The 26,994-nt window shown below is 70.6% G+C and carries 20 protein-coding genes; 11 read left to right on the forward strand and 9 right to left on the reverse strand.

All coding sequences use genetic code 11. The annotated features are described in order from the left end of the window. Positions 1–65: 65 nt before the first annotated feature. The 5 genes from ACZ7L4_RS25055 (at position 66) to ACZ7L4_RS25075 (ending at position 8,052) form a co-directional block, all read left to right on the forward strand. Entirely contained in the window at positions 66–1,385 is a 1,320-nt protein-coding gene (locus tag ACZ7L4_RS25055; protein ID WP_472105781.1) for an ABC transporter substrate-binding protein, read from the forward strand. 8 nt (positions 1,386–1,393) lie between these two features. Beyond that, a complete protein-coding gene (locus ACZ7L4_RS25060; RefSeq protein WP_472105783.1) occupies positions 1,394–2,314 on the forward strand; it encodes a carbohydrate ABC transporter permease in 921 nt (306 codons plus the stop codon). Next, positions 2,311–3,219, forward strand: a complete 909-nt coding sequence (locus ACZ7L4_RS25065) for a carbohydrate ABC transporter permease (protein ID WP_472105785.1) — start codon at positions 2,311–2,313, stop codon at positions 3,217–3,219. The genes ACZ7L4_RS25060 and ACZ7L4_RS25065 overlap by 4 nt, the downstream gene beginning before the upstream one ends. Further along, positions 3,216–5,579, forward strand: coding sequence for a glycoside hydrolase family 31 protein (locus tag ACZ7L4_RS25070; protein WP_472105787.1), 2,364 nt, complete (start codon positions 3,216–3,218; stop codon positions 5,577–5,579). Before ACZ7L4_RS25065 ends, ACZ7L4_RS25070 begins: the two co-directional genes overlap by 4 nt. A gap of 109 nt (positions 5,580–5,688) precedes the next feature. Continuing rightward, positions 5,689–8,052, forward strand: coding sequence for a hypothetical protein (locus tag ACZ7L4_RS25075; RefSeq protein WP_472105789.1), 2,364 nt, complete (start codon positions 5,689–5,691; stop codon positions 8,050–8,052). A 25-nt stretch (positions 8,053–8,077) separates the two neighbouring features. Here the strand turns inward: ACZ7L4_RS25075 and ACZ7L4_RS25080 are convergent, their stop codons facing one another. Further along, the gene (locus ACZ7L4_RS25080; RefSeq protein WP_472105791.1) at positions 8,078–9,580 is read right to left on the reverse strand and encodes an extracellular catalytic domain type 1 short-chain-length polyhydroxyalkanoate depolymerase; all 1,503 of its coding nucleotides are present in this window, start codon (positions 9,578–9,580) and stop codon (positions 8,078–8,080) included. Between the two features lie 193 nt (positions 9,581–9,773). Further along, complete coding sequence (locus ACZ7L4_RS25085) at positions 9,774–10,793, reverse strand: LacI family DNA-binding transcriptional regulator (protein ID WP_472105793.1); 1,020 nt, start codon at positions 10,791–10,793, stop codon at positions 9,774–9,776. Between the two features lie 303 nt (positions 10,794–11,096). Between ACZ7L4_RS25085 and ACZ7L4_RS25090 the strand changes: the two genes are divergently transcribed. The 5 genes from ACZ7L4_RS25090 (at position 11,097) to ACZ7L4_RS25110 (ending at position 16,848) form a co-directional block, all read left to right on the forward strand. Further along, on the forward strand, positions 11,097–12,302 hold the full coding sequence (locus ACZ7L4_RS25090; RefSeq protein ID WP_472105795.1) for an extracellular solute-binding protein: 1,206 nt from the start codon (positions 11,097–11,099) through the stop codon (positions 12,300–12,302). Then, on the forward strand, positions 12,299–13,264 hold the full coding sequence (locus tag ACZ7L4_RS25095; protein WP_472105797.1) for a carbohydrate ABC transporter permease: 966 nt from the start codon (positions 12,299–12,301) through the stop codon (positions 13,262–13,264). The genes ACZ7L4_RS25090 and ACZ7L4_RS25095 overlap by 4 nt, the downstream gene beginning before the upstream one ends. Continuing rightward, positions 13,261–14,112, forward strand: a complete 852-nt coding sequence (locus ACZ7L4_RS25100; protein ID WP_472105799.1) for a carbohydrate ABC transporter permease — start codon at positions 13,261–13,263, stop codon at positions 14,110–14,112. Before ACZ7L4_RS25095 ends, ACZ7L4_RS25100 begins: the two co-directional genes overlap by 4 nt. Before the next feature lie 50 nt (positions 14,113–14,162). Next, positions 14,163–15,845, forward strand: coding sequence for a glycoside hydrolase family 13 protein (locus tag ACZ7L4_RS25105; protein WP_472105801.1), 1,683 nt, complete (start codon positions 14,163–14,165; stop codon positions 15,843–15,845). Between the two features lie 76 nt (positions 15,846–15,921). Continuing rightward, on the forward strand, positions 15,922–16,848 hold the full coding sequence (locus tag ACZ7L4_RS25110) for a helix-turn-helix domain-containing protein (RefSeq protein WP_472105803.1): 927 nt from the start codon (positions 15,922–15,924) through the stop codon (positions 16,846–16,848). On the opposite strand, the gene ACZ7L4_RS25115 is transcribed toward ACZ7L4_RS25110, so the two are convergent. The 7 genes from ACZ7L4_RS25115 to ACZ7L4_RS25145 form a co-directional block, all read right to left on the reverse strand. Then, the gene (locus ACZ7L4_RS25115; RefSeq protein WP_472105805.1) at positions 16,845–17,753 is read right to left on the reverse strand and encodes a dioxygenase family protein; all 909 of its coding nucleotides are present in this window, start codon (positions 17,751–17,753) and stop codon (positions 16,845–16,847) included. The two genes, ACZ7L4_RS25110 and ACZ7L4_RS25115, sit on opposite strands and share 4 nt — an antisense overlap. After that, positions 17,750–18,805 carry a maleylacetate reductase gene (locus ACZ7L4_RS25120; RefSeq protein WP_472105807.1) on the reverse strand — a complete coding sequence of 352 codons (1,056 nt, stop codon included), beginning with the start codon at positions 18,803–18,805 and terminating at the stop codon, positions 17,750–17,752. Before ACZ7L4_RS25120 ends, ACZ7L4_RS25115 begins: the two co-directional genes overlap by 4 nt. Then, complete coding sequence (locus ACZ7L4_RS25125) at positions 18,805–20,604, reverse strand: FAD-dependent oxidoreductase (RefSeq protein ID WP_472105809.1); 1,800 nt, start codon at positions 20,602–20,604, stop codon at positions 18,805–18,807. Before ACZ7L4_RS25125 ends, ACZ7L4_RS25120 begins: the two co-directional genes overlap by 1 nt. 146 nt (positions 20,605–20,750) lie before the next feature. Continuing rightward, positions 20,751–21,227, reverse strand: coding sequence for a (2Fe-2S)-binding protein (locus ACZ7L4_RS25130; protein ID WP_472105811.1), 477 nt, complete (start codon positions 21,225–21,227; stop codon positions 20,751–20,753). 45 nt (positions 21,228–21,272) lie between these two features. Then, complete coding sequence (locus ACZ7L4_RS25135; RefSeq protein ID WP_472105813.1) at positions 21,273–23,567, reverse strand: molybdopterin cofactor-binding domain-containing protein; 2,295 nt, start codon at positions 23,565–23,567, stop codon at positions 21,273–21,275. 8 nt (positions 23,568–23,575) lie between these two features. Continuing rightward, a complete protein-coding gene (locus ACZ7L4_RS25140) occupies positions 23,576–24,826 on the reverse strand; it encodes an oxygenase MpaB family protein (RefSeq protein WP_472105815.1) in 1,251 nt (416 codons plus the stop codon). A 16-nt stretch (positions 24,827–24,842) separates the two neighbouring features. After that, a complete protein-coding gene (locus ACZ7L4_RS25145) occupies positions 24,843–26,078 on the reverse strand; it encodes an oxygenase MpaB family protein (RefSeq protein ID WP_472105817.1) in 1,236 nt (411 codons plus the stop codon). Positions 26,079–26,249: 171 nt separating this feature from the next. Between ACZ7L4_RS25145 and ACZ7L4_RS25150 the strand changes: the two genes are divergently transcribed. Then, a complete protein-coding gene (locus tag ACZ7L4_RS25150) occupies positions 26,250–26,894 on the forward strand; it encodes a TetR/AcrR family transcriptional regulator (RefSeq protein WP_472105818.1) in 645 nt (214 codons plus the stop codon). The last annotated feature ends 100 nt before the right edge of the window (positions 26,895–26,994 follow it).

Here is a 26,994-nt window from a genome sequence, read left to right on the forward strand (position 1 = left end):
AACTCACACACCCCGGGGTCCGCATGCCCCGCGGTCGCGTGACCCCGACCTCAGGAGGCGACGAGGTGTCGATCGGACCAGAGCGAGCCACGATCCGGGGTGCCCGCGGCCCGAGCCGGCGCGGCCTCGTCGCGGCGGCCGGTGCCGGCGCCGCGCTCGGCGCTCTCGGGCTCACCGGCTGTGGCGGCGACGCGGCCGGGCAGTCGCGGACCACCATGCGCTTCTATCTGCAGAAGCGGGAGGTCATCGCCTACTTCGACAAGGTGCTCGGGAAGTTCGAGCGGAGCCGGCCCGGGGTGCGGGTGGTGCACGACACGACGGATGCCATCGCACCGCAGTTCGTCCGCGCCCAGCCCGCCGACGTGGGCTGCTTCAACAACAACCTGGAGCTGGCCCGGTACATCGAGCGCGGTGTGCTTTCCGACGTGTCGGACCGGCCCGCGACCCGCCGCATCACCGGCAGCATCGCCCGGCTCGCCGAGCAGTACGCGACGTACCCGGGACGCACCAGCGTCCTGCCGTACTCGCTGGCCGCCGCCGGAGTCATCTACAACAAGAAGATCTTCGCGAAGTACCGCCTGCCGGTACCGACGACGTGGTCCGAATTCGTCGATGTGTGCAAGGAGTTGCGGGCCGCGAAGGTCACCCCGATCTACGCGACCAGCAAGGAGGTGTGGACGGTCTGGCAGGGCCTCTTCGACTACTGCGCCGGCGGACTGGTCGACAGCGCCTCCTTCTTCCGCAGGCTCCAGGAGCAGGGCACGGACGTCGGTCCTTCCTCCCCCGTCTCGTTCCAGAAGGACTTCGCCGAGGCCATGGACCGGGCCCGTACGCTCACGAAGTTCTACAACCGGGACGCCGCCACCCGCTCCTACCCGGACGGGAATCTCGCCTTCGGCAAGGGCCGCGCGGCCATGTATCTGCAAGGCCCCTGGGCGTTGACGCAGATCGCGGCGGTCGATCCGCACCTGGAGATCGGCACGTTCCCGCTGCCGGTGACGGAGCGCGCCGCCGACCGCAAGGCCCGCGTGAACATCGACCTCGCGCTGTGGATCCCGACCGGGGCCGACCACCCTGACGAGGCCAAGGAGCTGGTCGACTTCCTGATGCGGCCCGAGATCATCGACGCGTACAACCGGGACAACCTCGCGTACGGAGTCACCAAGGACGCGCCGGCGGCGAAGGACCCTCGGCTGTCCGGCCTGCAGCCCTACGTCGACTCGGCGGCCTTCTATCTCGGTGCGGGCACCTTCATCCCGCCGTCCATCCCCGTGGGCAACTACCTCCAGACGGCGATCGCCACCGGGAACTTCGACGGGATGCTCCGGCAACTGGACGCCGACTGGCGGCGCATCGCGATCCGCTCCTCGACGAAGACGAAGTAGGAGACCTCATGGCAGTCCCTCCCCCCGTCCCACGAGGCGCGTCCGCCGCTCCGCCCGACCGCGGGCGCCGCCGGGTCGAACCCCTCTACTACTGGTTCCTGCTGCCGACGCTCCTGCTCTTCACCGGCCTCGTCCTGGGCCCGGCCCTGGTCGGCATCTTCTACAGCTTCACCGACTATGTGGGCTTCGGCGACTGGCAGTTCACGGGCCTCACGAACTACGTGGCACTGTTCTCCGACCCCGCGATCTGGGAGTCGTACAAGTTCACCCTCGGCTTCGCCCTGGTGACCGTGGTGCTCGCGCAGAGCGTCGCGCTGGCGCTGGCGATCGGGCTGACGAGCCGCGTCCGGTTCCTGACGGCGCTGCGGGGCATCTTCGTCGTCCCGATGATGATCTCCGGGATCGTCGCCGCGTACGTCTTCAGCTATCTGTTCGCCAACACCCTTCCCTCGATCGCCACGTCGCTGGGGATCGGGCCGCTGGAGGAGAGCATCCTGGGCGATCCCGGGCTCGCCTGGGTCGCCATCATGATCGTCTCGGCGTGGCAGACGCTGCCGGGCGCGCTGCTCATCTACATCGCCGGTCTGCTCGCGATCCCCGGCGAGCTGTACGAGGCGGCCGCCATCGACGGCGCGTCCGCCTGGCGCCGCTTCCGGTCCATCACGCTGCCCCTGGTGTCCGGATACGTCGTCATCAACACCATCCTCGGCGTCAAGGGCTATCTGAACGCCTACGACATCATCAAGGGCCTCACCGACGGCGGCCCCGGGACCGCGACCAACAGCGTCGCCATGAAGATCTTCAGCGGCTACTCGGGCGGCGACTACGCCTACCAGATGTCCAACGCCACGATCTTCTTCGTGCTCACGGTCGCGGTGTCCCTGCTGCAACTCCTGGCCACCCGAGGAAGGGGGCTCCGGCTGTCATGACCACCACTCTCCCGCCGTCCGAGCGGACCACACGCCGCACCCCACCGCTGCGGCAGGCCGTCGCTCGCGCCCGCCGCCGCGGCAAGGACGCCACCAACCGGCCGGCCACCCTCCTGCTCATGGTCGCCTCGCTCACGGTCCTGATACCGCTGTACGTCACCGTCGCGATGTCCCTGAAGACCTCCGCGCAGGTGGCCGACGGCGATGCCTTCGCACTGCCGTGGCCCATCAACCCCGGCAACTTCGCCGAGGCGTGGCGCATCACGCGCTTCCCCGTCTCGTTCACGATCTCCGTTGGGGTGGCCGCGGCGTCGGTGCTCGGCACGCTGGCGCTCAGCTCGCTCGCCGCGTACGCCATCGCCCGCAACTGGGACAGGCGGATCTTCCGCTGGTCGTTCTTCTATCTGCTGGGCGCGATGTTCCTGCCGTTCCCGGTGGTGGCGCTGCCGCAGATCAAGCTGACCGCCCTCCTGAGCATCGACAGTCCGGTGGGTGTCGCCCTGCTGCACATCGTCTTCCAGCTGTCGTTCAGTGTGTTGCTCTACACCGCGTATCTGCGCTCCATCCCGCTGGAACTGGAGGAGAGCGCCCGGATGGACGGGGCCACCACGTGGCAGATCTTCCGGCGAATCATCCTGCCGCTGCTCGGGCCGATGAACGCGACGGTCGGCATCTTCGCGTTCCTCGCCTCGTGGAACGACTTCATGCTGCCCTCGCTGATCACATCCGACCCCGGGCTGCAGACGCTGCCGGTCCTGCAGAACATCTTCCAGAGCCAGTTCGACACCAACTACAACGTCGCCTTCGCCTCCTACCTCATGGCGATGGCACCGACCGTACTCGTCTACCTGTTCTCCCAGCGCTGGGTGATCAGCGGACTGACCCAAGGGGCCGTCAAGCAATGACAGCGACAGCACTCAGCAGGATCCCGGCCCACCCCCGCGCCCGGGACGCGTCGGTCCTGCGCGGCGACCACTGGCGTGTCACCGTGCTCACCGAGGGTCTGCTGCGTCTGGAGTGGTCCGAGGACGGCGGCTTCGAGGACCGCGCGTCGAGCTTCGCGCTCCACCGCGACCGGCTCACACCCGAGTTCACGGTCCGCGAGAGCGACGACGCGCTCGAGGTGTCCACGAGCCGCCTTCATCTCCTCTACGACCGACGGGAGTTCAGCGCGAACGGCCTGGTCGTCACGTCGCCGGCCGGTGGCCGCTGGCGGTTCGGCGAGCGGCGCCCGGACAACCTGGGCGGCACGGCCCGCACCCTCGACGACGCGGACGGCCGCATCCGGTTGGAGGACGGTGTCGCCGCCCGCGACGGGATCGCCGTCGTCGACGACTCGGCGTCGTTCCTCTTCGACGACGAGGGGTGGGTGGCATCCCGCGAGCCCGGCCGGCTCGACCTGTACGTCTTCGCGTACGGCCACGACTACGGCGAGGCGGTCGAGGCCCTGTACGCGCTGTCGGGGCGCCCGCCCGTGCTGCCGCGGTGGGCGCTGGGCAACTGGTGGAGCCGCTACCACGCGTACACCGCAGACGCCTACCTCCAGTTGTTCGACCGCTTCGACGCCGAGCGGCTGCCGTTCTCCGTGGCCGTCATCGACATGGACTGGCACCGCGTCGACTCGGTGCCGCCCCGGTACGGGACCGGCTGGACCGGCTACTCGTGGGAGCGGAAGCTCATCCCGGACCCGGAGGCCTTCCTCGGCGAACTGCACCGCCGGGGCCTGCGCACGACCCTGAACCTGCACCCCGCCGACGGGGTCCGCCCTTTCGAGGACGCGTACCCGGAGGTGGCCCGGGCGGTGGGCGTGGACCCCGCTTCCGACGCGACGATCCCGTTCGACCTCACCGACCGGGCGTTCCTCGACGCCTACTTCCGGCACCTGCACCACCCGCTGGAGGAGCAGGGTGTCGACTTCTGGTGGATCGACTGGCAGCAGGGCAGCACGTCCCGCATCCCGGACGTGGACCCGCTGTGGCTGCTGAACCACTTCCACTTCCTCGACTCCGGGCGCGAGGGACGCCGCCCGATGGCGTTCTCCCGCTACGCCGGGCCCGGCAGCCAGCGCTACGGTGTCGGGTTCTCCGGTGACACGGTGGTGTCCTGGGAGTCCCTCGCCTTCCAGCCCGAGTTCACCGCGTCGTCGGCCAATATCGGTTACGGCTGGTGGAGCCACGACATCGGCGGCCACACGCGCGGCGTCCGTGACGACGAACTGGCGACGCGCTGGCTCCAGTTGGGGGTCTTCTCCCCCATCCTGCGCCTGCACTCGGCGAACAACCCGTTCATCCGCAAGGAGCCGTGGCAGTTCCCGTCCGAGCCCCGGCAGGCGATGGGCGAGGCGCTCCGGTTCAGGCACCGGCTCGTGCCGTACCTGCACACCATGAACCACCTCGCGGCGGCGGGCACCCCTTTGGTGCGCCCGATGTACCACGTCGAGCCCGAGCGCCCAGAGGCGTACGACGTGCCCAACCAGTTCACCTTCGGCAGCGAGCTGATCGTGGCTCCCCTCACCACCCGCCGGGACGAGGTGACCCTGCTCTCCGCCACACCGGCCTGGCTGCCGCCCGGCACCTGGACCGACATCTTCACCGGCACGGTGTACGACGGCGACCGCCACATCGAGTTGCACCGCGGTCTCGACGGGGTGCCTGCCCTGCTGCGCGGCGGCGGCATCCTCCCGCTGGCCGGTCCCGAGGACCTGGACGCCACCCGCAACCCCGGCCACCTGGAACTGCTCGTCGCGCCCTCGGACAGCGGCACGTTCACCCTGTTCGAGGACGACGGCCAGGGCGACGGCACGGACCTGCGCACGGTCACCACACGTCTGGAGTGGAACGCCGGCACCGGCACCCTGCGCATCGGCCCGGCGGACGGCCCCGACGGCATCGTCCCCGCCGCCCGCACCTGGACGGTCACCTTCCTCGCGGGCCTGCCCACCGGCCCGGTCCTCGTCGACGGGGAACCGGTCGAGGTCACCGGAGGCACGGGCCGCTTCAGCGTCACGGTCGAGGCCGCCGCCACCTCGTCCGCCACGACGGTCGAGGTGAAGCTCGGCTCGCCGCTCCACGCGGACCGTACGACCGACTCCATCCGGGGCATCCTCGCCGCGGCCCAGTTCGACAACCCCACGAAGCTGGAGATGTGGCGCATCGTGACCTCGTCCGACCCGCTGACGTCTAAGATCTCGGCGCTGCACGCGCTGCGGGTTCCGGCGGGACTGCTGGGGGCGGTGATGGAGCAGCTGACGGCCCGGGAGAGCTGACGCCGGCGCCCGCCCCACCACGACACGCCCCCGACAGCCCGCCACACGCCGCCCACCCGTACGAACGGCGTATGGCCCCGCCCCACCGCCCCTGTCACCCTCTGTACCCATGGGGGAAGGCAAGACGTACGAGCTCATCGTGCCGGGCGTCGGGGCGTTGGACCGGGCCGAGGTGCTCGTGCCCGACCGGGTGGGGCGGGTGAGCGGTGATCGGCAGGCCGGGGTGTACCGGGCGCGGGTCGGGGGCTGCGGGCAGCGGGAGGGCGTGCAGCGCGAGGTCTACGACTGGGCGGCGCTCACCTCCGGCGGGGCGATGCGCTCGCTGTGGCTGTTCCTGCTGCCGTTCCTGCTCGTCAATGTGGCGGGCTGGATGCGCCCCCACCGGCCGACCCGGCGCGGGCTGAGTCTGATGTACGGGTTCGGGGTCCGGCTGCTCGGGCTCTCCATGACGGTGCTGCTGGTCGGCGGTCTTGCGCAGGTCACCATGGATCAGCTGGTGTGGCAGTGCCGCTCGTCGAAGGAGCTGTGCTCGTCCGGGAACGAGGTCGTGGCCGCCGTGCGCGACATGTCGGTGCCCACCGGGCTGCTCGCGGCGATGACGGTGCCGCTGGTCGGACTGTTCCTGGCCGCGTGGGCCGCCGGTGACGAGCGGCGCGAGTACGGGAACGTGTGGCAGGACCCCGAGCGGATCCCGCCCCGACGGACGGCGCGGCCGTCCTGGTGGCGGCGGCTCTTCCTGCCGGCGGCGAACGGGCAGGCGGCCCCGCTGGAGGAGTTCTCGTACTGGCAGCGCAACACCCGGGCGCACGGGCTGATGAGCCGTCACCTGTGTGCGGGCGTCCTGACCTTGGCCGTGCTGACCGCGATGCCACCGGCCTCCCAGGGCGGCAATCAGGCCGTGGCCGTCGTCCTGTTCGTCGTCATCGGGGTGCTCGGCGTGTGGACCTTGGTGGGCACCGGTCCGTGGCGCCTGCGCGGGATGCAGGCGGCCATGGTGACGGCCTGTCTGCTGGTGCTGCTCGGCGCGGTGTTGTACTGCCTGATGCCGGGGCCCCGGTGGGCGACGACGGGGCGGCTGCCGGGGCTCAGCCCGGCCTCGGGGGCGCTGCTCGGGGCACAGTTCGGCGGTGTGGCGCTGACCGTGGTGGCGGCGCTGCCGCGGCTCGGCTCCGACCGGCGCGGCACGCACGCCCTGTACGGGGTGTCCGGGCCCGTGACCGCGCTGATGGGGTGTCTGCTGGGCTGGATCTGTGCCTCGGCGCTCGCGCTGTGGGCGCGCGGCTGGCTGCACAGCGGGAGCGCGCCGAAGGGCGAGGAGCTGCTGCTGCCGCAAGCGGCGCTGAAGGTGGTGGCGGCCAGCACCACGGTCCTGCTGCTGGGGCTGGGGCTCGTCGCACTCGCGGCACCGGTCGTCGCGACCCTGCGCTGGTATCTGCGTCCGATGCCGCTGCTCGATCCGTGGCCCGAACTTCCGGACGGTATGGGGTGGTTCAGGCGTCAGTGGGTGCTTCGGCGGCGCCACCGGCAGGAGGTACGCAGGACGAGTGACCCGGTCTCCGAGCAGCGTCGGGCGAACCTGCGCGAGGAGCTGGACCGACGGCGGCGCATCGACTTCGCGGTCGGCCTCACGGACCACGGCGCGAAGGGGGCCGACCTCCTGTTCGGGGTGGCCGCCGTCGCCCTGGTGCTCGTCCTGGCCGCCCTGTACCTCGTCCAGGAGATGGAGAACGCGGTCGCCGTGGAGTTCCGGGCGAGGGTCACCTCGGTCGTGCAGTTCCTGGTGTCGCTGGCCGGAGTGTTCCTCGTCGCGATGATCGCCGTACTGCTCTTCACCGCGCGGTCCATCGCGATCCGCCGCGACGCCCGCGAGAACGCCGGGCTCGCCTGGGCGTTCGGCGCGTCCTGGCCGCGCGCCGCGCACCCCTTCGCGCCCGCCGCTTGGACGGTGCGCGCGGTGCCCGAACTGGTGCACCGGATCGACCAGTTGCTCTCGCGCGACCCGCGCGACCGGCTGCTCCTGCAGGCCAATTCGCTCGGTTCGGTGCTCGCGGTGTTCGCCCTGTGGCAGTGCCCGACGGAGCACCGGCGGCGCGTGGCCCTGCTCACCACGGGCTGCCCGCTCACTCTGTTCTTCACCGGTCACTACCCGGCGTACGCGGTCCATGAGCGGCTCGCCCCGCTGGCCGCCTCGCTGGCGGCGTGGACCAACGTCCGCCGGGACACCGACCCGATGGCCGCCGACATCGACGTCCCGGGCGTCCACGACGTGGTGTGGCCCGACGCCACCGACCCGTACGCTCCGCCGCCCCGCACCCCCGAGGCGGTCGCGGACCAGCAGACGGGCCGCGGCCCCGCCCAGCCGGTCTTCCGGCAGCTGGAGGGGCACGCGACCCATCGCACGGACCCGCGGATCGATCGCGAACGGGACGCGCTGTTGGAGAAGTTGGCGGCCCTGGACGAGCCGCGCGCGTGAGGCCGGGCGCGGGTGGCCCGGACCGTCAGGTCTGGCAGCCGGAGTCGGCGAGGACGTAGTACCCGGCGGCGGTCTGCTTGAGCGTGTGCGTGGTGAGGGTGTTCCACAGGCCCATCGCCTGGTTGGAGCCGTTGGCGTAGGTGTACCCGCCGCTCTGGTGGGCGCGCCCTGCGGTGGTGTGCTGGTAGTTGCTCGCCGTGTGACACGTGGGTGTGAACCCGCCGGTGGTCGCCGTCACCGGCGCGGACTTCGCGCCTGCGGCACCCTCGGCGTCGACGGCCGCCACCGCGTAGCCGTACGCCGTCCCGGTGGCGAGCCCGGTGTCGGTGTACGCGGCCGACGTGGTGGTGGCCACCTTCGATCCGCCCCGGTAGACGTTGTACGAGGCCGCTCCGTCGACCGCGTTCCACGTCAGGGAGGCGGTGGTGCCGGTGGTGCCGGACACCTTCAGGCCGGTGGGCGCGGGCAGGGCGCCCGGGGTCTCGCCGCCGCCACCGTCCGCGCCCTCGTCGAGGCCCCAGAAGCGGGCGGTGTGGTAGCTGGAGCAGATGGTGTCGAGGTAGTACGTGCCGGTGGTGCCGCACTGTTCGGCGCCGCTGCCCGGGTCGACGGCGAGGCCGTGGTTCATGCCGGAGATGGAGTACACCTCGACGGCCGGCTTGCCCGCGGTGTCGTCGTAGACGCTCAGTGTGGTGCCCCCGCTGAGGTTCTCGGTGCGGGACGGTGTCTGGCCGATGCCCCACACGTTCGTCCACTGGTCGCGCAGTTCGTTGGCGTTCGCCGGGACGACGGTGGTGTCCGCGGTGCCCTGCCAGATGGCCACGCGGGGCCAGGACGTGGTGCCGGCGGGCGCGGCGGAGCGCACAAGGTCGCCCCACTGGGCCGGCGTCTTGTCCGGCGGGCTGTACATGCAGGTGTACGCGGCGGACACACTCGTCGCGCAGGAGGCGGGCAGGCCCGAGTCGATGGAGCCGCCGGCGAAGACATCGGGGTAGGCGGCTAGCAGGTTCGCGGTCATGCCGGCCCCGGCGGACAGACCGGTGACGTACACGCGCTCGGTGTCACTGCCGTACTGTTCCACGGCCTTGTCGACCATCTGCTTGATGGACAGCGCCTCGCCCTGGCCGCGGGCGCTGTCGCCCGACTGGAACCAGTTGAAGCAGGAGTTGGCGTTGTTCGCGCTGCCGGTCTGCGGGAAGACCACCGCGAAGCCGTAGCTGTCGGCGAACTTCGGCCAGCCCGAGTGGCTGTAGTAGTCGCTCGCGCTCTGCGTGCAGCCGTGCAGGGCGACCACGAGGGGCGCGTCCGCGGGCAGGGTGTCGGGCTTGTACGCGTACATGGACAGGTTCCCGGGGTTGGACCCGAACCCGGTGACCTGGGTGAGGCCCGCGGCGGATGCCTGGGGCGCGGTGCCCAGCAGACCGGCCGTGAGCGCGAGGGCGCCCACGGCTGCTGAGGCCCAGCGGCGCAGGCGTCCGCCGATGCGGCGGCCTCTTGGGGAGCTGAGTGGGGGGTGCGGCTCTGTCATGTCGGCTGACTCCAGTCGAGACGGACGCGCCCGAGCGTGGCGAGGAGGCGACCCGGGCGTCGATGTGCCGTGCATCATCGAGGAGTTCGTGCCGCCTGCGACATGTAGCGGTCGTCCAGGTGTGGTCGGCGACTCGTGTGAGGGCGGCCCATGGCCGACCGGTCCGGTTCCCGTTACCGGGCGCGCGCCGCGTTCAGGACCCCGGCCGCACCGTCGACGCCCTTGGAATGAGCCGCAGCGGCAGCTCCCGGTGCGGAGCGGGATCGGCGTCCGGGTTCGCGATCAGCTCCGTGACCAGACCGCCGGCCACGGCGCCGAGGCTCACCGGGTCCTGGGCGACGGTGGTCAGGCCGGCCCACTCCGCCACCGGGTGGTCGTCGAAGCCCACCACGGAGAGCTGTTCGGGGACGTCGATCCGGGCCTCGCGCAGGGCGGTGAGGAGTTCGAGGGCGAGTTCGTCGGTCTCGGCGAAGACCGCGGTGGGCGGGTCGGACAGCGTGGTCAGCTCCCCGATGGCCTCCAGCGTCGCGCGCCGACTGTGCGACACCTCGCGTACGAGGGCGGGTTCGGTCCCGGCCTCCGCCAGCGCCTCGAGACAACCGGTCCTGCGCTGCCGCGAGCTGTACGTGAAGCCGTCGCTGCGGTTGCCGCAGAGGTACGCGATGCGGCGGTGGCCGAGGGTGAGCAGATGCCGGGTGGCGGCGCGGCCGCCCCCGACGTCGTCCACGTACACGCTCGGCCGGCCCTCGACCTTGCGGCTGACGTACACGACCGGCATGCCGAGGCGGTCAAGTCGCGCGGTCTCCTCCTCGGTGAGGTCGAAGCTGAGCACCATCAGCGCGTCGGCGTTGCGCCGGGCCGGGAGCCGCTCGAAGAAGGCCTGCCGCTCCGACATCTCGGCGACGGGATAGATCAGCAGGTCGAGGCCCGCGCCGCTCAGTTGTGTGCTCAGCCCTTGCAGCACACATCCCACGAACCAGGACGACAGGGTGGGGGCCAGTACGGCGACGTTTCCCGTGCGCCCCGTGACGAGCGAGGACGCCTGCCGGGACACCACGAACTCCAGCTCCCTGGCTGCCTGTTCGACGCGCTCCCGTGCCTCGGGCGAGACCGTGGCCATCCCGCGCAGCGTGCGCGAGACGGTCGAGACCGACACCCCGGCCCGCTCGGCCACGTCGGCCATCGTCGGGTAGCGCTGGTCGGGTATCGGCATGCCGGGAACGTAGCACAGCGGCGACGCACGACGGCAAGGGTCATGAAAGCGTTGTCTTCCACTCCGTGCTGTGCAGACCCATTGACCTCTCGGGAAGTGACTGCCTAGCGTGCAAGCGTTCTCAGGAAGTCGCCAGCCATGGGTCAGCCGCCACTTCGGCAGGAGCACCTCTCCATGACATTGAGCCGCAGAAGAACCTTGTCCTCCTTGGGTGTCGCTGCCGGTACCGCCGCCGCTGCCCCGTTCGTCTCGGCCTGTTCCCGGGCCTCGGCCACTCCCCCGGACCCGTCCGAGGCGCAGCAGGTGCCACGCGGGAAGACGACCATCGACTGGTGGTACAGCTCGGTGGCCGCGAAGGACGGCGGTGATCTGGCACCCCGTCTGATCAGCGCTTTCCGCAAGCGGTACCCGCAGATATCGGTGAACATCATCAAGGCGCCCGCCAGCACCGACACCCAACGCTCGGCGCTGTCCACGCAGTTGGCGGCCGGCAGCACGAGCCCCGACGTCTACCAGGGTGACATCACCTGGGCCGCCCAGTTCGGCGCCGCGTCCTTCGCGCTGCCGGTCGAGTCACTGCTGACCGAGGAGGAGTGGCAGCGTTATCCCAAGGCGCTGCTCACCTCGCTCGGCTACGAAGGCCACCGGTACGCCTTCCCGCTCTATCAGGACCAGCCGTACCTCTACTACCGGCGCGATCTGCTGCACAAGCACGGGCTGCGGGTGCCGCGCACCTGGGAGGAGCTGATGCGCAGCGCGCAGCGGGTCCAGCGCGCCGGTGACATCAAGCACGGCTTCGTCTGGCAGGGCAGCGTCTACGAGGGGTTGACCTGCAACGTCACTGAGATCCTCGCGGATGCCGGGGGCCAGGCGCTCTCCCCGGACGGCAGCCGTGCCACCTTCGCGGGGGCGGCGGCCGAGCGGGCCTTCGGCCTGCTGCGGGACCTGGTGACCAGCCGTGTCTCCCCGTCCGCCGTCTCCACGTTCATCGAGCAGAACACCCTCGACGACTTCACCGGAGGGCACTCGCTGTTCCTGCGGAACTGGCCGTACGCGTGGGGAGTCGCCACCGCCCCGGACTCCTCCGTGGCCGGGAAGGTCGGCGCCGTACTTCGTCCCGGTTTCGAGGGCCGCGAGGGCGGCCTCGGCTGTCTGGGCGGCTGGTGCAACTACCTCAACCCGCACTCCCGCAAGCTGGGCGCGGCCGCGGCCTTCGCCAAGTTCATCGCCCAGGAGGGTCAGATGGTCCTCGCCGAGCACGGCGCGCAGCTGCCCACGACCCGCGAGGCCCTCAACAGCCGCTGGATCCGCGGCTCGAAGAACCCGGTCTACGCCCTGGCACCCGAGATGACACTCGTCGCGCGCCCGACCCGCAATCCGTCGTACCCGCAGGTCAGCAAGGCGATCTATACGCACGCGAACCGGGTCCTGACCGGTGTGCCCGTGGCCCGCGCGGTCGCCGACGCGCAGGACCAGTTGACCGCCGCGCTCGCCGGGGAGTCGCTGTGACGGCCCCGGTCCGCACCCGGCCGCGGGAGACGACCGCACCGGGATCCGAGACAGCGATCCGGGGCGACGGGCTGCGACGCCGCAAGGCGCGCACGGGATGGCTGTTCACCGCGCCGACGCTGGTCGTGGTGGGTCTGGTGACGCTCTTCCCGGTGCTGTACTCCGTGGTGACCAGCTTCGCCAAGATCCGCTTCACGTTCGGCGGCATGGAGGTCCAGGAGTGGACGGTCGCCAACTACGCCACCATGTTCTCCAGTTCCGCGTGGCTGGACGCGCTCGTGTTCACGGTGGGCTACACGCTGGGCACGGTCGCCGTGGAGATGGTGCTCGGCATCGCGGTGGCGGTGCTCCTTGAACGGCTGGAGGCGGGGCGCGGCTGGATCCTGGCGCTGCTCCTCATCCCGTGGTCGCTGATCACCGTGGTGTCGGCGCAGCTGTGGGCGTATCTGTACGACGCCGGGTACGGGGCGGTGACCTGGCTGTTCGGCCTGGTCATGGAGGCGCCGCCGGTGATCCTGGGCAAGCCGGTGCCGGCGATCGCGGGGCTCGCGGTGGCGGACATCTGGAAGACGACCCCGTTCGTCGCGGTCATCATCCTGGCCGGGTTGGTGAAGATCCCTCAGGAGCGGTACGAGGCGGCCGAGATGGACGGCGCGGGCGCCTGGACGACCTTCCGTCTGGTGGTGCTGCCCGCGCTGCGACCGGTCATCGCGGTGGCGGTGCTCTTCCGCGTCCTGCAGGCCTTCGGCATCTTCGACCTGCCCTTCGTCCTCACCCAGGGCGGTCCTGGGACGGCCACCCAGTCGCTGGCGATCCTCGGGTACAAGGCGCTGTTCCAGGACCTCAACGTCGGCCTCGGGGCGGCGATCGCCACGGCGACGGGAGCGCTGGTCGCCATCGGCTGTCTGCTGTTCCTGCGGGCCTTCAAGATGCAGGTGGACGAGGGAGGGGTGGGCCGATGAGCCGCCGTGGTCGACAGGTCACCGGTGTGCGCCGCTGGCTGAACGTCGTGAACATCGGGGCGTTCGTCCTGGTCCTCGCGGTGTCGCTGCCGCTTCTTTGGATGGCGGTGACGTCCTTCAAGCCGGAGGGCGAGCTGGGCGCCTCGCCGCCCACCGTGCTGCCCAAGGACCCGACATGGACGAATTACGCGCGGGCGCTGGGCTCGGCGGGCTTCGACCGCTATCTCCTCAACAGCGCGGTGGTGTGTGTCAGCGCCACCGTCATCGTCCTCGCTCTCGGCCTGTTCGCCGGGTACGCGCTGGGCAGGCTGCCGCTGCGCGGCAAGGGGCCCATCATGGTGGCCCTGCTGATGATCTCGGTGTTCCCGACGATCGCCGTGGTCACCCCGCTGTACCTGGTCGAGCGGCAGCTGGACCTGCTCAACAGCTACTGGGGCCTGATCATCCCGTACGTGGCGTTCCATCTGCCGTTCGCGGTGTGGATCCTGCGCAACTCGCTGCTCGACATCCCGCACGAGCTGGAGGAGTCGGCGACGGTCGACGGCGCGTCCCCGGTCCGTACGCTCCTGTCGGTGATCCTGCCGCAGGCCAGGCCCGCCCTGTTCACCGCCGGGGTGTTCACGTTCACCGCCACCTGGACCGAGTTCCTGATGGCCCTGACCTTCAACTCCGCCGACGACTTCCGGACCGTGCCGGTGGGCATCGCCCTGTTCTCCGGCGTCTACGAGATCCCGTTCGGCACGATCTTCGCCGGCGCCATGGCCGCGACGGTTCCCATCGCGCTCCTGGTGCTGATCTTCCGCCGCAGCGTGCTGTCCGGCCTGACCGACGGCGCGGTCAAGGGATGACCGCGTCGCATGCGCAGCATTCCCCCCACTCGACTACGTACGGAGTCCGCATGACCGAGCACATCGACAACTCGCCGCAGGACGCCGACTGGTGGCGCCAGGCCGTCGTCTACCAGATCTATCCGCGCAGCTTCGCCGACTCCAACGGTGACGGCATCGGCGACCTGGTCGGCATCACCCGCCGGCTCGACCACCTCGCCGACCTGGGCGTCGACGCGATCTGGCTCAGCCCGTTCTACCCCTCGGAGCTGAAGGACGGCGGCTACGACGTCGCCGACTACCGGGACGTCGACCCGCGGCTCGGCAGCCTCGACGACTTCGACACCATGGTCGCCGAGGCACACCGCCTGGGCCTGAAGGTGTTCGTCGACATCGTCCCCAACCACACCTCCGACCAGCACGTCTGGTTCCAGGAGGCGCTGGCGTCGCCGCCGGGCTCCCCGGCCCGCGAGCGCTACGTGTTCCGCGACGGCAGCGGGCCCGACGGCTCGCTCCCGCCCACCGACTGGGAGGCCAGCTTCTCGGGCAACGCATGGAAGCAGGTGCCCGACGGGCAGTGGTACCTGCACCTGTTCGCGCCCGAACAGCCCGACCTGAACTGGGAGCACGAGGACGTGCGGGCCGACTTCCGGGAGACCCTGCGGTTCTGGTCCGACCGGGGCGTCGACGGCTTCCGCATCGACGTGGCCCACGGCTGCGCCAAGGATCTCGCCGGGCCGCTGTCCGACATCGGCCGCCCCCAGTACAAGGGCATCCACGACGACATGCCGCCGGGCACCCACCCGTACTGGGACCGCGACGAGGTGCACGAGATCTACCGCGACTGGCGCACGGTCCTCGACGCCTACACACCACCACGCGTCGCCGTGGCGGAGGCCTGGGTGACCAACTCCCGCAGGGTGCTCTACACCCGGCCCGACGAGCTGCACCAGGCGTTCAACTTCGAGTTCCTGTCAGCGCCTTGGCGCACTCCGGACCTCGCGAAGGTGATCGAGGAGTCGCTGCACGCGGCCGGTTCGGTGGGTGCGACGGCGACCTGGGTGCTGTCCAACCACGATGTGGTCCGGCACGCCTCCCGTCTCGGCCTGCCGCCCGGCACCGACCTGGAGGCGTGGCTGCGCTCCGACGGCCGGCTCCCCGAGCCCGACCGCGAACTGGGCCTGCGCCGGGCCCGCGCGGCCACGATGCTGATGCTCGCGCTGCCCGGGTCCGCGTACATCTACCAGGGCGAGGAGCTGGGCCTGCCGGAGGTCGCCGACCTGCGCGTGGAGGACCTCCAGGACCCGGTGTACGGGCAGTCCGGCGGCCGCCGCAAGGGCAGGGACGGCTGCCGGGTGCCGCTCCCCTGGGAGGCCGACGGCCCGTCGTACGGGTTCGGGGCCGCGGCGGGCTGGCTGCCGCAGCCGGAAGGCTTCGCCGCGCTGTCGGTGGCGACCCAGGACCGGGACCCCGACTCGCACCTGGCGTTCTACCGCACGGCGCTGCGTCTGCGCCGCGAGCTGCTGCGACCGGGCGCCCCCGGCAGCGAGGTGCTCGGCGAGCCCCGGATGGGAGAGACGCAACAGCTGCTGCACTTCACGCGCCTCGACGGCTGGGAGTGCGTGATCAACGTCGACGGGCCGCCCGCCCATCTCCCGCCCGGCGAGCTGCTGTTGGCGAGCGGGCCCCTGACGGAGGAGGGCTTGCTGCCCGCGGATACAGCGGTGTGGCTGCGCACGGCCCCGGCCGCCTGAAGAAGCACTAACCTGAGCTGTTGAGCGTTTAACCAGACGCCGGCGGACGCACTCGGGAACCGGGAGGCTCGGGACCATGACGCACCCCGTCAGCTTCAGCACCCTGAACCTCCCCGAAGAGCAGCACATCGCCCTGTGGGAGCGGCACAACGCCGAGGCACTGATCGGCCTGCAGTGTCGCTCCCTCGGCGAGCGGCGGCTGGACGCCACGGAGATCAATCTGCAGCTGCCGCAGGTCCATGTCGCGCGGGTGCTCGGCAGCCCGCACATCGTGGAGCGTCCCCAGGCAGTGATCCGGCGCACGCCGTCCGAGGCGATGGCCTGCTATCTGAACCTGGCGGACGACGCGTTCTTCTACCACGACGATGGGGTCCACCTGCTGCGCTCGGGCCAGCTGATCGTCTGCGATGCCGACCGGCCCTTCGTGCGCGGCTTCTCGAAGGGGCTCGAGGAGCTGGCGATCAAGGTGCCGCGTCCGGTGTGGCGGGACATCGGCGGACCGGCGACGCTGAAGCGGCCCCTCGTCCTCGACGTCGGCGAAGGCTCCGTCGAGGCGCGGACGTTCGCCCGGCTCGCGGGGCGGGCGCTGCGTCCCGGGGGCGCCGGCACCGTCGACGAGCAGACGCTGCTGGGGCTGCTCGGCAGCCTGGTGACCGGCAGGCCGCCCGCGCTCGCCTCGGCCCATCTGGCGATCGCCAAGGTGTACATCGACCAGCACCTGGACGAGCCCGGCCTGTCGGCCTCGCGCATCGCCCGTGGTGTGGGCATCAGCGAGCGGCATCTGTCGCGCGTGTTCTCCTCGGGCGGCTCCAGCGTGCCCCAGTATCTGCTGGGCCGCAGGCTGGAGTCGGCGCACACCCTGCTCTCCGGGGGCGGAGCCACGACGGTCGCCGAAGCCGCGGTCCGCTGCGGCTTCGGCTCGGCCGCCCACTTCTCCCACCGGTTCAAGGAACGCTACGGGGTGCGGGCCTCGGACGTGCTGCGTGCGGCACGGACCGCCTAGCCGGCGTCGGGTGCCAGCGTGATGTCGAAGCGGACGCGGGACCAGGACCGGCCCTCCAGATCGCGTCCGTCGGGTGTCGGTGTGTCGGCCGGTTGTGGCGTGAAGTCCTTGACGAGGGACTCCTTCACGCCGAACACCGCGTCGCTGTCGAGCAGTTCGTCGCCGCGGACGAAGATGTGCGTCACGAGCGTCCGCAGTCCGAGCGCGGTGACCATGAAGTGCAGGTGCGGCGCCCGCATCGGGGAGCGGCCCGAGGCCGCGAGCAGGCCTCCGACCGGACCGTCGTGGGGAATGGGGTAGGGGGTCGGGGTGAGGCCCCAGAACCGGTACCGCCCCTCGGCGTCCGAGAACAGGTGGGCGCGGGCCGCGACGCGGTCGTCGCCGTACTGCGTGTCGTAGAAGCCGTCCTCGTCGGCCTCCCAGACCTCGATCCGCGCCCCGGCCACGGGCTTTCCGGCGGTGTCGGTGACGGTGCCCTCGACCCAGCAGGGTTCTCCGGCGGCGCCGAAGGCGAGGTCGCCGCCCTGCTCGATCCCGGGGCTGTGCTCGGTGAAGAACGGTCCGAAGACGGTGGCTTCGGTGGCGTCGCCGTATGCCTCGTTGTTGACGGCGACCGTCTGCATGGACACACCGAGGACGTCGGACAGCAGGATGAACTCCTGGCGGCGTTCGTCGGTGATGTGTCCGGCCCGGGTGAGGAAGTCGATGCCCGCGCTCCACTCCTCCTCGGTGAGCCGTACGTCCTGGAGGAACGCGTGCAGATGCCGGGTCAGGGACTGCAGGACCTGACGCAGCCGGGGGTCGGTGCAGTCGTCGAAGGACCGCAGCACCTGACGCAGGACATCGGCCTCGCGCTCCCGCTGCTCGGCCGGGACACCTGCGGATGTGTCGGGGGTGTGGGTCATCGGGGGTCGGCTCCTTCCCAGGCGGCCTCGATCAGGGCCGTGATGCCTTCCGGTGTGACGGGCCGGGGGTTGTCGGCCGGGGCGGCGGCGAGGACGGCCTCGGCCGCTGCCGTGATGCCGTCGTGCGGCATGCCGAGGTCCCGCAAGGAGCGGGGCGCGTCCAGTTGTGCGCGCAGCCGGGCCAGTCCCTCGTTCGCCGTAGGGGCGTCGAAGGCTGTGGCGAGCCGGCGCTCGGCGTCCGGCGCGTCGGGGGCGTTGAAGGCGAGGACGTGCGGGAGGACGACGGCGTGGGTCTGGGCGTGCGGCAGGTTGAATCGGCCGCCCAGGACGTGGCAGATCTTGTGGTGCAGCCCGGACCCGGCGGACGCGAAGGCGACGGCGGACAGGTAGGCCCCGTACAGGGCCTGCTCCCGGCCTGGGAGTCCCTCCGGGTCCGCCACCACCCGGGGCAGTCCGGCGCACAGGGCCCGTGCGCCTTCGGCGGCCAGGGCCTGGTTGAGGGGGTCGGTGCGCGGGGCCCACAGGGAGTCCACGCAGTGCGCCAGCGCGTTCAGGCCGGAGGCGACGCTCAGGCCGACGGGGAGGCCCAGCGTCAGCTCGGCGTCGTAGACGATCGTGTGCGGGAGGACCTTCGGGTCGGTGCCCGTGGTCTTGACGGACCCCTCGGTGAGGCCCCACACCGGGGTCGCCTCGGAGCCGGCGTACGTGGTGGGGACGGCGACGACCGGGAGGCCTGACGTCAGCGCGACCGCCTTGGCGAGACCGGTGGCGGAGCCGCCGCCGATGCTGACGACGGCGTCGGCCCCGTGGGCCGCGGCGACCTCTCTCGCTCGCCGCGCGGTCTCGACAGGGACGTGCATGACGACGTCGTCGTGGCGCACGGCGACGGGGAGGCCGTCCGTGATGCGCTCGGCGAGTTCCTTCGCCGAGGGAGCGGCGACGACCATCACCCGCTCGCTGCCGAGGCGGTCGAGCGCGGCGGCGAGGTTCTCCGCTGCCGCGCCGGAGGCGAACCGCACCGTCTGCGGGAGCGTTTCGTGGACGAAGTGCATCAGGGCTCGTTCCTTCCCAGGACGGATGCCATGGCCCGGCGCAGTTCCCGAGCTGGGTCGTCGGGCAGTGTCGTCGACCGCCACGCGATGTGCTTGTCGGGGCGTACAAGGAGCACACCGCTCTCGTCGATCTCGCGCAAGCCGGCCCAGTCGTAGTACAGGTCGGTCACCTCGCGGCCGGGTCCGATGACGACCGTGGCGAGCGGGACGCCGAGCTCTCCTGCGACCTTCTCCGCGGCCGTCTCCCAGGCCTCGCCCGCGATGCCGGTGAGGAGTGTCCAGCGGTCGTAGGGCGCCAGGTCCATGAGCGCGTGGCGGTGTGTGCTGTCGCCGACCCAGGCGTGCGGCAGGTGGGCGCCGGGGACGGTCGACATCTCGTAGTAGAGGTCCGCGTCGCGGGCGGGAGCGGGGCGTTCGCTGCCGTCGGGGACGATCGCGGCGGAGGCGTAGTGCTGGCCGAGTTCGACTCCGTGCGCGTTGAACTCGTAGTTCTTCAGCTCCATGGCGCGCACCAGGGCGGCCCGCTTGGCGGCGCCTGCCGGGGTGTTGTCCTTGCGCTCCTCGATGGCGGCCGCCATCTCGCCCTCGGTCGTGGCGCCGAGCAGGCCCAGCGCCTCGAAGATGTCGACGAACTCGCGGCTCGACTTGTTGGCCCGCTTGACGATCCGCTCCGCGACGGGTGCCCGCTCGGCCGTGTAGGTGTCGAGGAGCGAGGGGCCCGCATGGCCCTTGAGCACGGCCGCGAGCTTCCAGGCGAGGTTGTAGGAGTCCTGGACCGAGGTGTTCGAGCCGAGGCCGTTGCTCGGCGGGTGCCGGTGGACGGCGTCGCCCGCGCAGAACACCCGGCCCTCGTGCAGCCGGCTCGCGTACATCTCGTTGTTGCCCCACAGGCTGGTGCCGGTGATTTCGACGTCCAGGTCGGGGATGCCGAGGAGGTTGCGGACGATCTGCACGGCGGCGGCCTCGTCGACGACCGGGGGTTCCCCGGCGATGTCGTAGCCCCACACGATGAGCCACTCGTTCCAGGGGCGGACCATGCGGACGAGCCCGGCGCCGATGCCGCCGACGTTCGAGCCGGGCTGGACGACCCAGTACAGGACGGACGGGCGGTGCTCGACGTGGCGGGCGATGTCGGCCTTGAAGGTGATGTTCATCGAACCGGCGATGTCCATCGCGCCCTCGAAGGGCAGGCCGATGTCCTCGGCGACCTTGGAGCGGGCGCCGTCGGCGCCGATCAGGTACTGCGCGCGGATGCTGTACTCGTGGCCGGTGAGCCGGTCGAGGACCCGGACGGTGACGCCGTCGGCGTCCTGGGTGTGGGACAGGTACTCGGTGGAGAACCGGGTGTGTGCGCCGCGCTCGGCGGCGTTGCGGACCAGGATCGGCTCGAGGTAGGTCTGCGGGATGTCGACGGTGAGGCAGGGCGAGGCGAGGCGGTAGTCGCCCTCGCGATCGGGGCGGGTGCCCCAGGTGCGGATCCGGCCGATCTCCTCGCCGGCGATGCTCGTGCAGAAGACGGTGTCACCGACGAGGGCGTGCTCGGTGGCGTCGGCGAGCACCTGGTCCTCGATGCCCAGGTCGCGGAAGACCTCCATCGTGCGCTGGTTGGTGATGTGCGCGCGAGGTGTGTTGGCGGTCCACCGGTACTTCGTGATCATGATCGTGTCGACGCCGAGCGTCGACAGCAGGAGCGCGGCGGCGGCCCCGGCCGGACCCGAGCCGACGACCACGACGTCCGTCGTCACCGTCGGTCCTGCGGGCGGCTCGGTCTCCGGTGTCCCATCGCTGAATGCGGGCATCGTGGGGCCTTTCGTGAATCCGGCGTCGGTGTCGGAGCCACAAGTCTCGGCGGTCCACGCCCACTTCGGAACCGTGCGCTCCGAAGTGGGCGGGTCCGCCAACACCTGGCGGATTCACGAAAGTCGCCCCGCACCGGGGCCGGGGCTCACATTCCCTTGGCGCCCTCGCGGATGGCCTCCCGGATCCGGAAGTAGGTGCCGCACCGGCACACGTTCCGGATGCCGTCGAGGTCCGCGTCGGTGATGGCGCGGCCCTCCTCCTTGGCCCGGCGGACCACCGCCACCGCGGCCATGATCTGGCCGGGCTGACAGTAGCCGCACTGGGCGACGTCCTGGTCGAGCCAGGCCTGCTGCATCGGGTGCAGGTCCGTGTCCACGGTGTCGGCGAGGCCCTCGATGGTCGTCACCTCGTCGTCGGAGTCCAGCGCCTTGACGGGGATCGAGCAGGGGTTGACGGCCTTGCCGTTGAGGTGGCTGGTGCAGGCCTTGCAGACGTTGATGCCGCAGCCGTACTTCGGTCCTGTGACGCCCAGGATGTCGCGCAGCACCCACAGCAGGCGCACGTCGTCCTCTACGTCGACCGTCACCTGCTCGCCGTTGACGCGAAAAGTGTGCTTGGGCACGGGGTTTCCAGTCTCCCTGATTCGTATCGGTGGGTCGGGTGCCGGTCAGATGGCGTGGGTCAGGCCGTCCGTCGGCGACTGCGGCACCGGCGGGACGGTCGGCTTCGGGATGAAGAAGGGCGTGTCGTGGTTGATGGGGAACGTCGTCGGCATCGTGCCGGTCGCCCGCGCGTACGCGCACGCCACCGCGGCCATCGACGCCGCGACGCCCAACTCGCCCGCGCCGCCGGGCCTTTCGCTCGTGTTCGGCATGACGATGATGTCGAGTTCGGGCGGCGTGTTCCACTGCCGGGTGTAGGCGTAGTTGTCCCAGCTCGCCTCCAGGAAGTGGCCGTCCTCGAGGTGCAGGCTGGAGGTGAGGGTCTGCGCGATGCCGTCCATGAGGCAGCCCATCATCTGGGCCTGAAGTCCGCGGGGGTTGACCGCGAGGCCCACGTCGACCGCGCACACCGCCTTGGTGACCCGGGGCCCCGTGACGCCGTCGCGGATCGGCCGCTTCACCGTCTCCGGGCGGCAGTCGATCTCCACGAGGACCGCGTTGGCGGCGTGGTACTCGGTGTGCACGGCGATGCCCTGCGCCACCCCGTCCGGCAGCTCCCGGCCCCAGCGGCCGACCTCGGCGACCTTGTCGAGGACCGCGCGGGCCCGCTCGTCGTGCAGGAAGTCCCGGCGGAACGCGAGCGGATCCTTGCCCATCTTGGTGGCCAGCCGGTCCACGATGAGTTCGCGGGCGCAGGTCACGTCCGGCGAGTAGACGTTGCGCATGCTGCCGGTGTTGAAGCCCTTGTCCGTCTCGTTGAGGAGCCGGCTGTAGACCCCGAACTCGTACGGCATCGACTGCGACAGCTGGAAGAACGTCTCGGAGAACGCGAGGTCGGCGACCGGCAGCTTCGCGGCCACGGAGGTGAGTGCCTCGCCGAAGCCCATGCTGAGGTCGGTGGCGACGCTGGTGTGCCGCTGCTTGAAGCTCAGCACCTTGTCGCCCACGTACGTGGCACGCACGCGCGAGGTGGCCATCGGGTGGGCGCGGCCCTGACGTGCGTCGTCGGCGCGGTGCCACATGAGCCGGACGGGCTTGCCCATCTTCTGGGAGATCTCTGCGGCTTCGAGAGCCGCGTCGAAGAACAGCTTGCGGCCGAACGAGCCGCCGCTCTCGGTGACATGGACGGTCACCGCGCCGACCGGGAGGCCGAGGCGGGCTGCGATGGTCTGCTTGGCGACGATGGGTGACTTGAGGCCGCCCCAGATCTCCGCCTTGCCGGAACGGACGTCGGCGATGGCGCAGTTGGGCTCGAGGGCGCTGTTGCCGCGGAAGTGGAAGGTGAAGCTCTCCTCCACGGTGCGGTTCAACGACGGCAGCCCCATGGAGGGTTCGGCCTTCTTCAGCTCGGCGAGGACCGTGGCATCGGACTTGCCCTCGGCCGTGCCGCCCCGCCATGACACCTCGAGGGCGCGCACGGCGTCGATGCACTGGCCGAAGGTGCGGGCCCGCACGGCGACGCCGGTGGAGACGACCTCGGCGTCGGTGACACCGGGCATGGCGCGCACCGTGTCGAGGTTGGCCACCGAGCCGACCTTGCCGTTGATGGTGGGCGCGCGGCACACCATCGTGGGCAGCGCGTCCGGGACGGCGAGGTCCATGGCGAACTTCTTGGCGCCGGTGACCGCCGCGCGAGCGTCGACGCGGCCCTGCGGGGTGCCGATGACGGAGAACTCGTCGGCGGACTTGAGCCGCGCCGTGGCCTTCTGCGTCGTGGCCGCGGCGGCCTTCTCGGTCAGCTCCCCGATGCCGATGCTCTTGCCCGCGGGGCCGAGGACGACGCCCGCCTTGATCCTCAACTCGTCGACCACCGCGTCCAGTACGAGCGCCGCGGCGTCGAGGAGCCTGCCGCGCGCGATGGCGGCCGCCACCCGCACCGGGGTGTAGGTGGCGATCGTCGTGTTGGAGGCGCCGGTGAGCTGGTTGAAGAGGAGTTCGGGGCGGGCGTCGGCGAGCGTGACGTGCACCCGGTCGAGGGGGACGTCCAGCTCCTCCGCGATGAGCATCGCCGTCGAGGTGGTGATGCCCTGACCGACCTCGGCGCGGGGCAGCGCGAAGGACACGGTGCCGTCCTTGTTGACCTGGACGGTGATGAGCGCGGAGGTCGGCGCGGCCGCCAGGGTCAGGGCGTCGTTGAGGTCGACGACCTCCGTGATGTCGAGGGACGGCAGACCGCCTGCCCCCGAAACACCCTTTGCCGTCGCGCCCTTGGCCGCGGCCTCACTTGCCGGTGCGAGTTCGGCCGCGGCCACCAGCGTGGGTGCCGCCAGTACGTAGCCGAGCAACTGTCGTCTGCGCATACTTCCTCTCACTCCGGCCGGTTCATGTCCGGAAGATTGATGGCGATCGGCTGCCCCTCGGCCAGGAACAGGAGCACGAACCGACGGATCGCCTCTTCCAATGTCCACATGACCGCCGGCACCCCCGGTATGGGGATGAGCCCTTCGCGGAAGGCCACGAGCAGTGGCCAGGCACCGGCGACGAGCGGTTCCAGGATCGGCTCCTTGGACAGGCCGATCATGTCGCCGACCCGGTCGCCCAGCGTATACCGGGAGAACGCGCTGATCAGGGGTCGGGTAAGACCCAAGTCCAGTTCCGCCACGATGCCGAGGAGGACGTCGGTCAGCTCCTCGCCCTCCTTGGTGTGCGCGAGGATCGGGTCGAGGACCTGCTTCGACTGGGCGTTGGCGGCGTCCCACGTCTTGGGGATGTACTCGGCCTGGACTCCGAGCATGGCCGCGCTGACCTGCCACACGTGCAGATACGCGTCCGCGTCGGCGGAGTTGACCCGCACGCCCCAGTCCTTCAGCTTGCGCATGACGAAGGTGGCGAGGCTGTGCCAGGTGACGAGGATGTCGGCCTGGCTGATCGGGATCTTCTGCCCGCCGCTGACCTGTGTCCACGCCGGGGACTGCGGCAGCAGATGCCGTACGGCCGCGTGCACCATCCGCGTCTTGACGGCGGTCACGACCATCGAGCCCTCGGGCTTGTAGGCGTTCAAGTCCCCGATGTCATAGCCGAGTCGGGCCGTCTTGGCGATGCGGTCCTTCATGTCCGCGCCACCCTTGGAGTAGTACACGGCACGTGACTCGCGGGGGATGGCGGTGCTCATGAGGCCGCTGCCGAGGCCGTACAGGGCGCCCACGTAAATGCCCTTGGTCTTGCTGAACTTGGAACCGCGGTCGAGCTTGGCGGTGTCCGCCCAGGAGGGCAGTTTGCGGGCGTCCTCCATGAACTCCCGCAGATCCGCCGAGAGTCCGTCGGGCAGCGGCTGGTCGTTGCGCTTCCACTGCGCGAGCAGGTCGTTGACCTTGGCGACCTCGCCGCGCTCGATGACTCCTGCGATCACCGGGTCGGCCTGCTCGTCCCACACCCACTCGGGGTCGACGCCCGCGCCCGCGCCGGCGACGGAGGTCTTCGGCGACCAGGTCCACAGGGACCGGGCGCTCGCGGGTGACGCGAGGCCGATGGCGCCGAAGGCACCTAAGGCGCCCCCGCCGAGCAGCATGCTGCGCCTGCTGAACCCGTGCTGTCCTTCGTGTCCTTCGTGTCCGTTCATCGCTGGTCTCGTCTCCTCAACGGCCCGCGGGCCGGTTGGTGTCGGGGATCTCGATGGCGGTGCCCTTGCCCTTCGTGAGGAAGGCGAGGATGTACTGGCGTGCCGCCTCGTCGACCGTCCAGGCGAGCGGCGGCACCAGGGGCAGCGGGAGCAGTCCTTCGCGGAAGGCGACGAGCTTCGGCCAGACCGTCGCGATCGTCTTCTCCCAGAACGGCTCCTCGGGGATGCGGTCCATGTCGGCGACGCGGTCACCGACCAGGTAGCGGGCCAGCGCGTTGCACAGCGGCCGGTCGAGGCCGCCGGGGCTGGTCTGCTCCGCGAGCTGCCCGAGCAGGATGTCTGTGAGCTCGACGCCTTCCTTGGTGGAGGTGAGGATCGGGTCGAGGACCTGCTTGGACTGGGCGTTGGCGGCGTCCCACGTCTTGGGGATGTACTGGTCCTGGACGCCGAGCATGTGCACGGTGACCTGCCACAGGTGCAGATAGGCCTCGGACTCGGCGGAGCTGATGGGCACCTTCCACTCCAGCAGCTTGCGCATCGCGTACGTGGCGAGGCTGTGCCAGGTGACGAGGATGTCGGCCTGGCTGATCGGAATCTTCTGCCCACCGCTGACCTGCGACCAGGCCGGGGACTTGGGCAGCAGATGGCGCACCGCCGCGTGCACCATCCGTGTCTTGACGGCCTGCACGACGCAGTCGCCGTCGGGACGGTACGCGTTGAGGTCTCCGACGGAGAAGCCGAGGATGCTCGTCTTGGCGACGCGGTCCTCCATGTCGGCGCCGCCCTTGGAGTAGTACACGGCGCGCGCTTCCCGGGGAATGGCGGTGCTGAGCATGCCGCCGCCGACCCCGTTGAGCACATTGAGGTAGAAGCCGCGCGTCTTGTTGAACTCGGCCGCGACCTCCAGCTTCTCCCGGTCGGCCCAGGAGGGAAGTTGGCGTGCCTTGTCGATGAACTCCCTGACGTCCTGCGGGAGTCCGGACGGCGCCGCCTGGTCGTTGCGGGTCCACGTGCGCAGTTGCTCGTTCACCTTCGACACGTCGCCGCGGTCGATGACCGAGGCGACGAGCCGGTCCACCTCGTCGTCCCAGACCCACTCGGGGTCGACGCCCGCGCCGGCCCCGGCGACCGAGTCGCCCGGTGACCACGTCCACAGGGACCGGGCGCTCGCCGGTGACGCCGCGCCCAGCGCTCCCAGGGCGCCGAGGGCACCGCCCGCGAGCAACATGTTCCGCCTGCTCAAGCCATCCATTGCTCCGAACTCCTCCTTGAGTTCCGTGACTCGTTCGACCGGCAACAGGCCCTGCCTGAACGACAGTTGCCTTGGTACGATGAAACACGTTGAGCATCTCTGTATCAGTACCACAGGGGAGCACAGACGAGGCATGAACGCCAGAGGCTGGACGCAATCAGGGAGGCACCTGTGGAACCGAACGTGCTCGAGCTGGCCTTCAGCGAATCCGCCGTCGAGGCCGACAGCGCCGGCGACACGGACGAGGTGACGGTACGTCTGCTCGACGCCGCCTACGAGCAGTTCTGCCGCATGGGCATCAAGCGCTCGACGATGGCCGACGTGGCGCGGCTCGCGGGGGTCTCCCGGATCACCGTCTATCGCCGGTTCGACACGAAGGAGGCGCTGGTCGAGCACGTCGTACGGCGTGAGTTCCGGCGCTACTTCGAGCAGTTCGCGAGCGAGGTCCGGGGCGCGGACACGGTCGCCGACCGGGTCGTCGTGGGCTTCGTCAGTTCACTGCGCGCCATCCGCCACAACCGGCTCATCGGCGGCCTGATGGCGGTCGAGCCGGACTCCGTGGTGCCGTCGATGACCACCGACGGGGGCCGAACGCAGCACGTGGTGCAGCAGTTCGTCGCCGCGCGACTGCGCGAGGAGCAGCGGGCCGGGCAGGTCGCCGCGGAGGTGGACGTGGATGTGGTGGCCGAGATGATGGTGCGGGTCTGCACATCGTTCCTGGTCGTGCCGAGCCACGTCATCGACCTGGACGACGACGAGCGGATGCGCGAGGTCGCCCGGCAGTTCCTGGTGCCGATGCTGGGGCCGCCGGCGTAGACGCCTTCCCCGAACTTGGTCCCCGGTTACGACGACGCGACTTATTGACACGGCGCCAATAACGGTCCACGGTGGGCACCGCTCACCCACAGTCCGCCCC

The sequence above is a fragment of the Streptomyces sp. NPDC107575 genome (genome assembly GCF_055657265.1).

Bases quoted from the DNA above. Each gene is read 5' to 3' on its own strand.
- ACZ7L4_RS25060 (WP_472105783.1), top strand. From the start codon at position 1,394: ATGGCAGTCCCTCCCCCCGTCCCACGAGGCGCGTCCGCCGCTCCGCCC.
- ACZ7L4_RS25065 (WP_472105785.1), top strand. From the start codon at position 2,311: ATGACCACCACTCTCCCGCCGTCCGAGCGGACCACACGCCGCACCCCA.
- ACZ7L4_RS25070 (WP_472105787.1), top strand. From the start codon at position 3,216: ATGACAGCGACAGCACTCAGCAGGATCCCGGCCCACCCCCGCGCCCGG.
- ACZ7L4_RS25075 (WP_472105789.1), top strand. From the start codon at position 5,689: ATGGGGGAAGGCAAGACGTACGAGCTCATCGTGCCGGGCGTCGGGGCG.
- ACZ7L4_RS25080 (WP_472105791.1), bottom strand. From the start codon at position 9,580: ATGACAGAGCCGCACCCCCCACTCAGCTCCCCAAGAGGCCGCCGCATC.
- ACZ7L4_RS25085 (WP_472105793.1), bottom strand. From the start codon at position 10,793: ATGCCGATACCCGACCAGCGCTACCCGACGATGGCCGACGTGGCCGAG.
- ACZ7L4_RS25100 (WP_472105799.1), top strand. From the start codon at position 13,261: ATGAGCCGCCGTGGTCGACAGGTCACCGGTGTGCGCCGCTGGCTGAAC.
- ACZ7L4_RS25105 (WP_472105801.1), top strand. From the start codon at position 14,163: ATGACCGAGCACATCGACAACTCGCCGCAGGACGCCGACTGGTGGCGC.
- ACZ7L4_RS25110 (WP_472105803.1), top strand. From the start codon at position 15,922: ATGACGCACCCCGTCAGCTTCAGCACCCTGAACCTCCCCGAAGAGCAG.
- ACZ7L4_RS25115 (WP_472105805.1), bottom strand. From the start codon at position 17,753: ATGACCCACACCCCCGACACATCCGCAGGTGTCCCGGCCGAGCAGCGG.
- ACZ7L4_RS25120 (WP_472105807.1), bottom strand. From the start codon at position 18,805: ATGCACTTCGTCCACGAAACGCTCCCGCAGACGGTGCGGTTCGCCTCC.
- ACZ7L4_RS25125 (WP_472105809.1), bottom strand. From the start codon at position 20,604: ATGCCCGCATTCAGCGATGGGACACCGGAGACCGAGCCGCCCGCAGGA.
- ACZ7L4_RS25135 (WP_472105813.1), bottom strand. From the start codon at position 23,567: ATGCGCAGACGACAGTTGCTCGGCTACGTACTGGCGGCACCCACGCTG.
- ACZ7L4_RS25140 (WP_472105815.1), bottom strand. From the start codon at position 24,826: ATGAACGGACACGAAGGACACGAAGGACAGCACGGGTTCAGCAGGCGC.
- ACZ7L4_RS25145 (WP_472105817.1), bottom strand. From the start codon at position 26,078: ATGGATGGCTTGAGCAGGCGGAACATGTTGCTCGCGGGCGGTGCCCTC.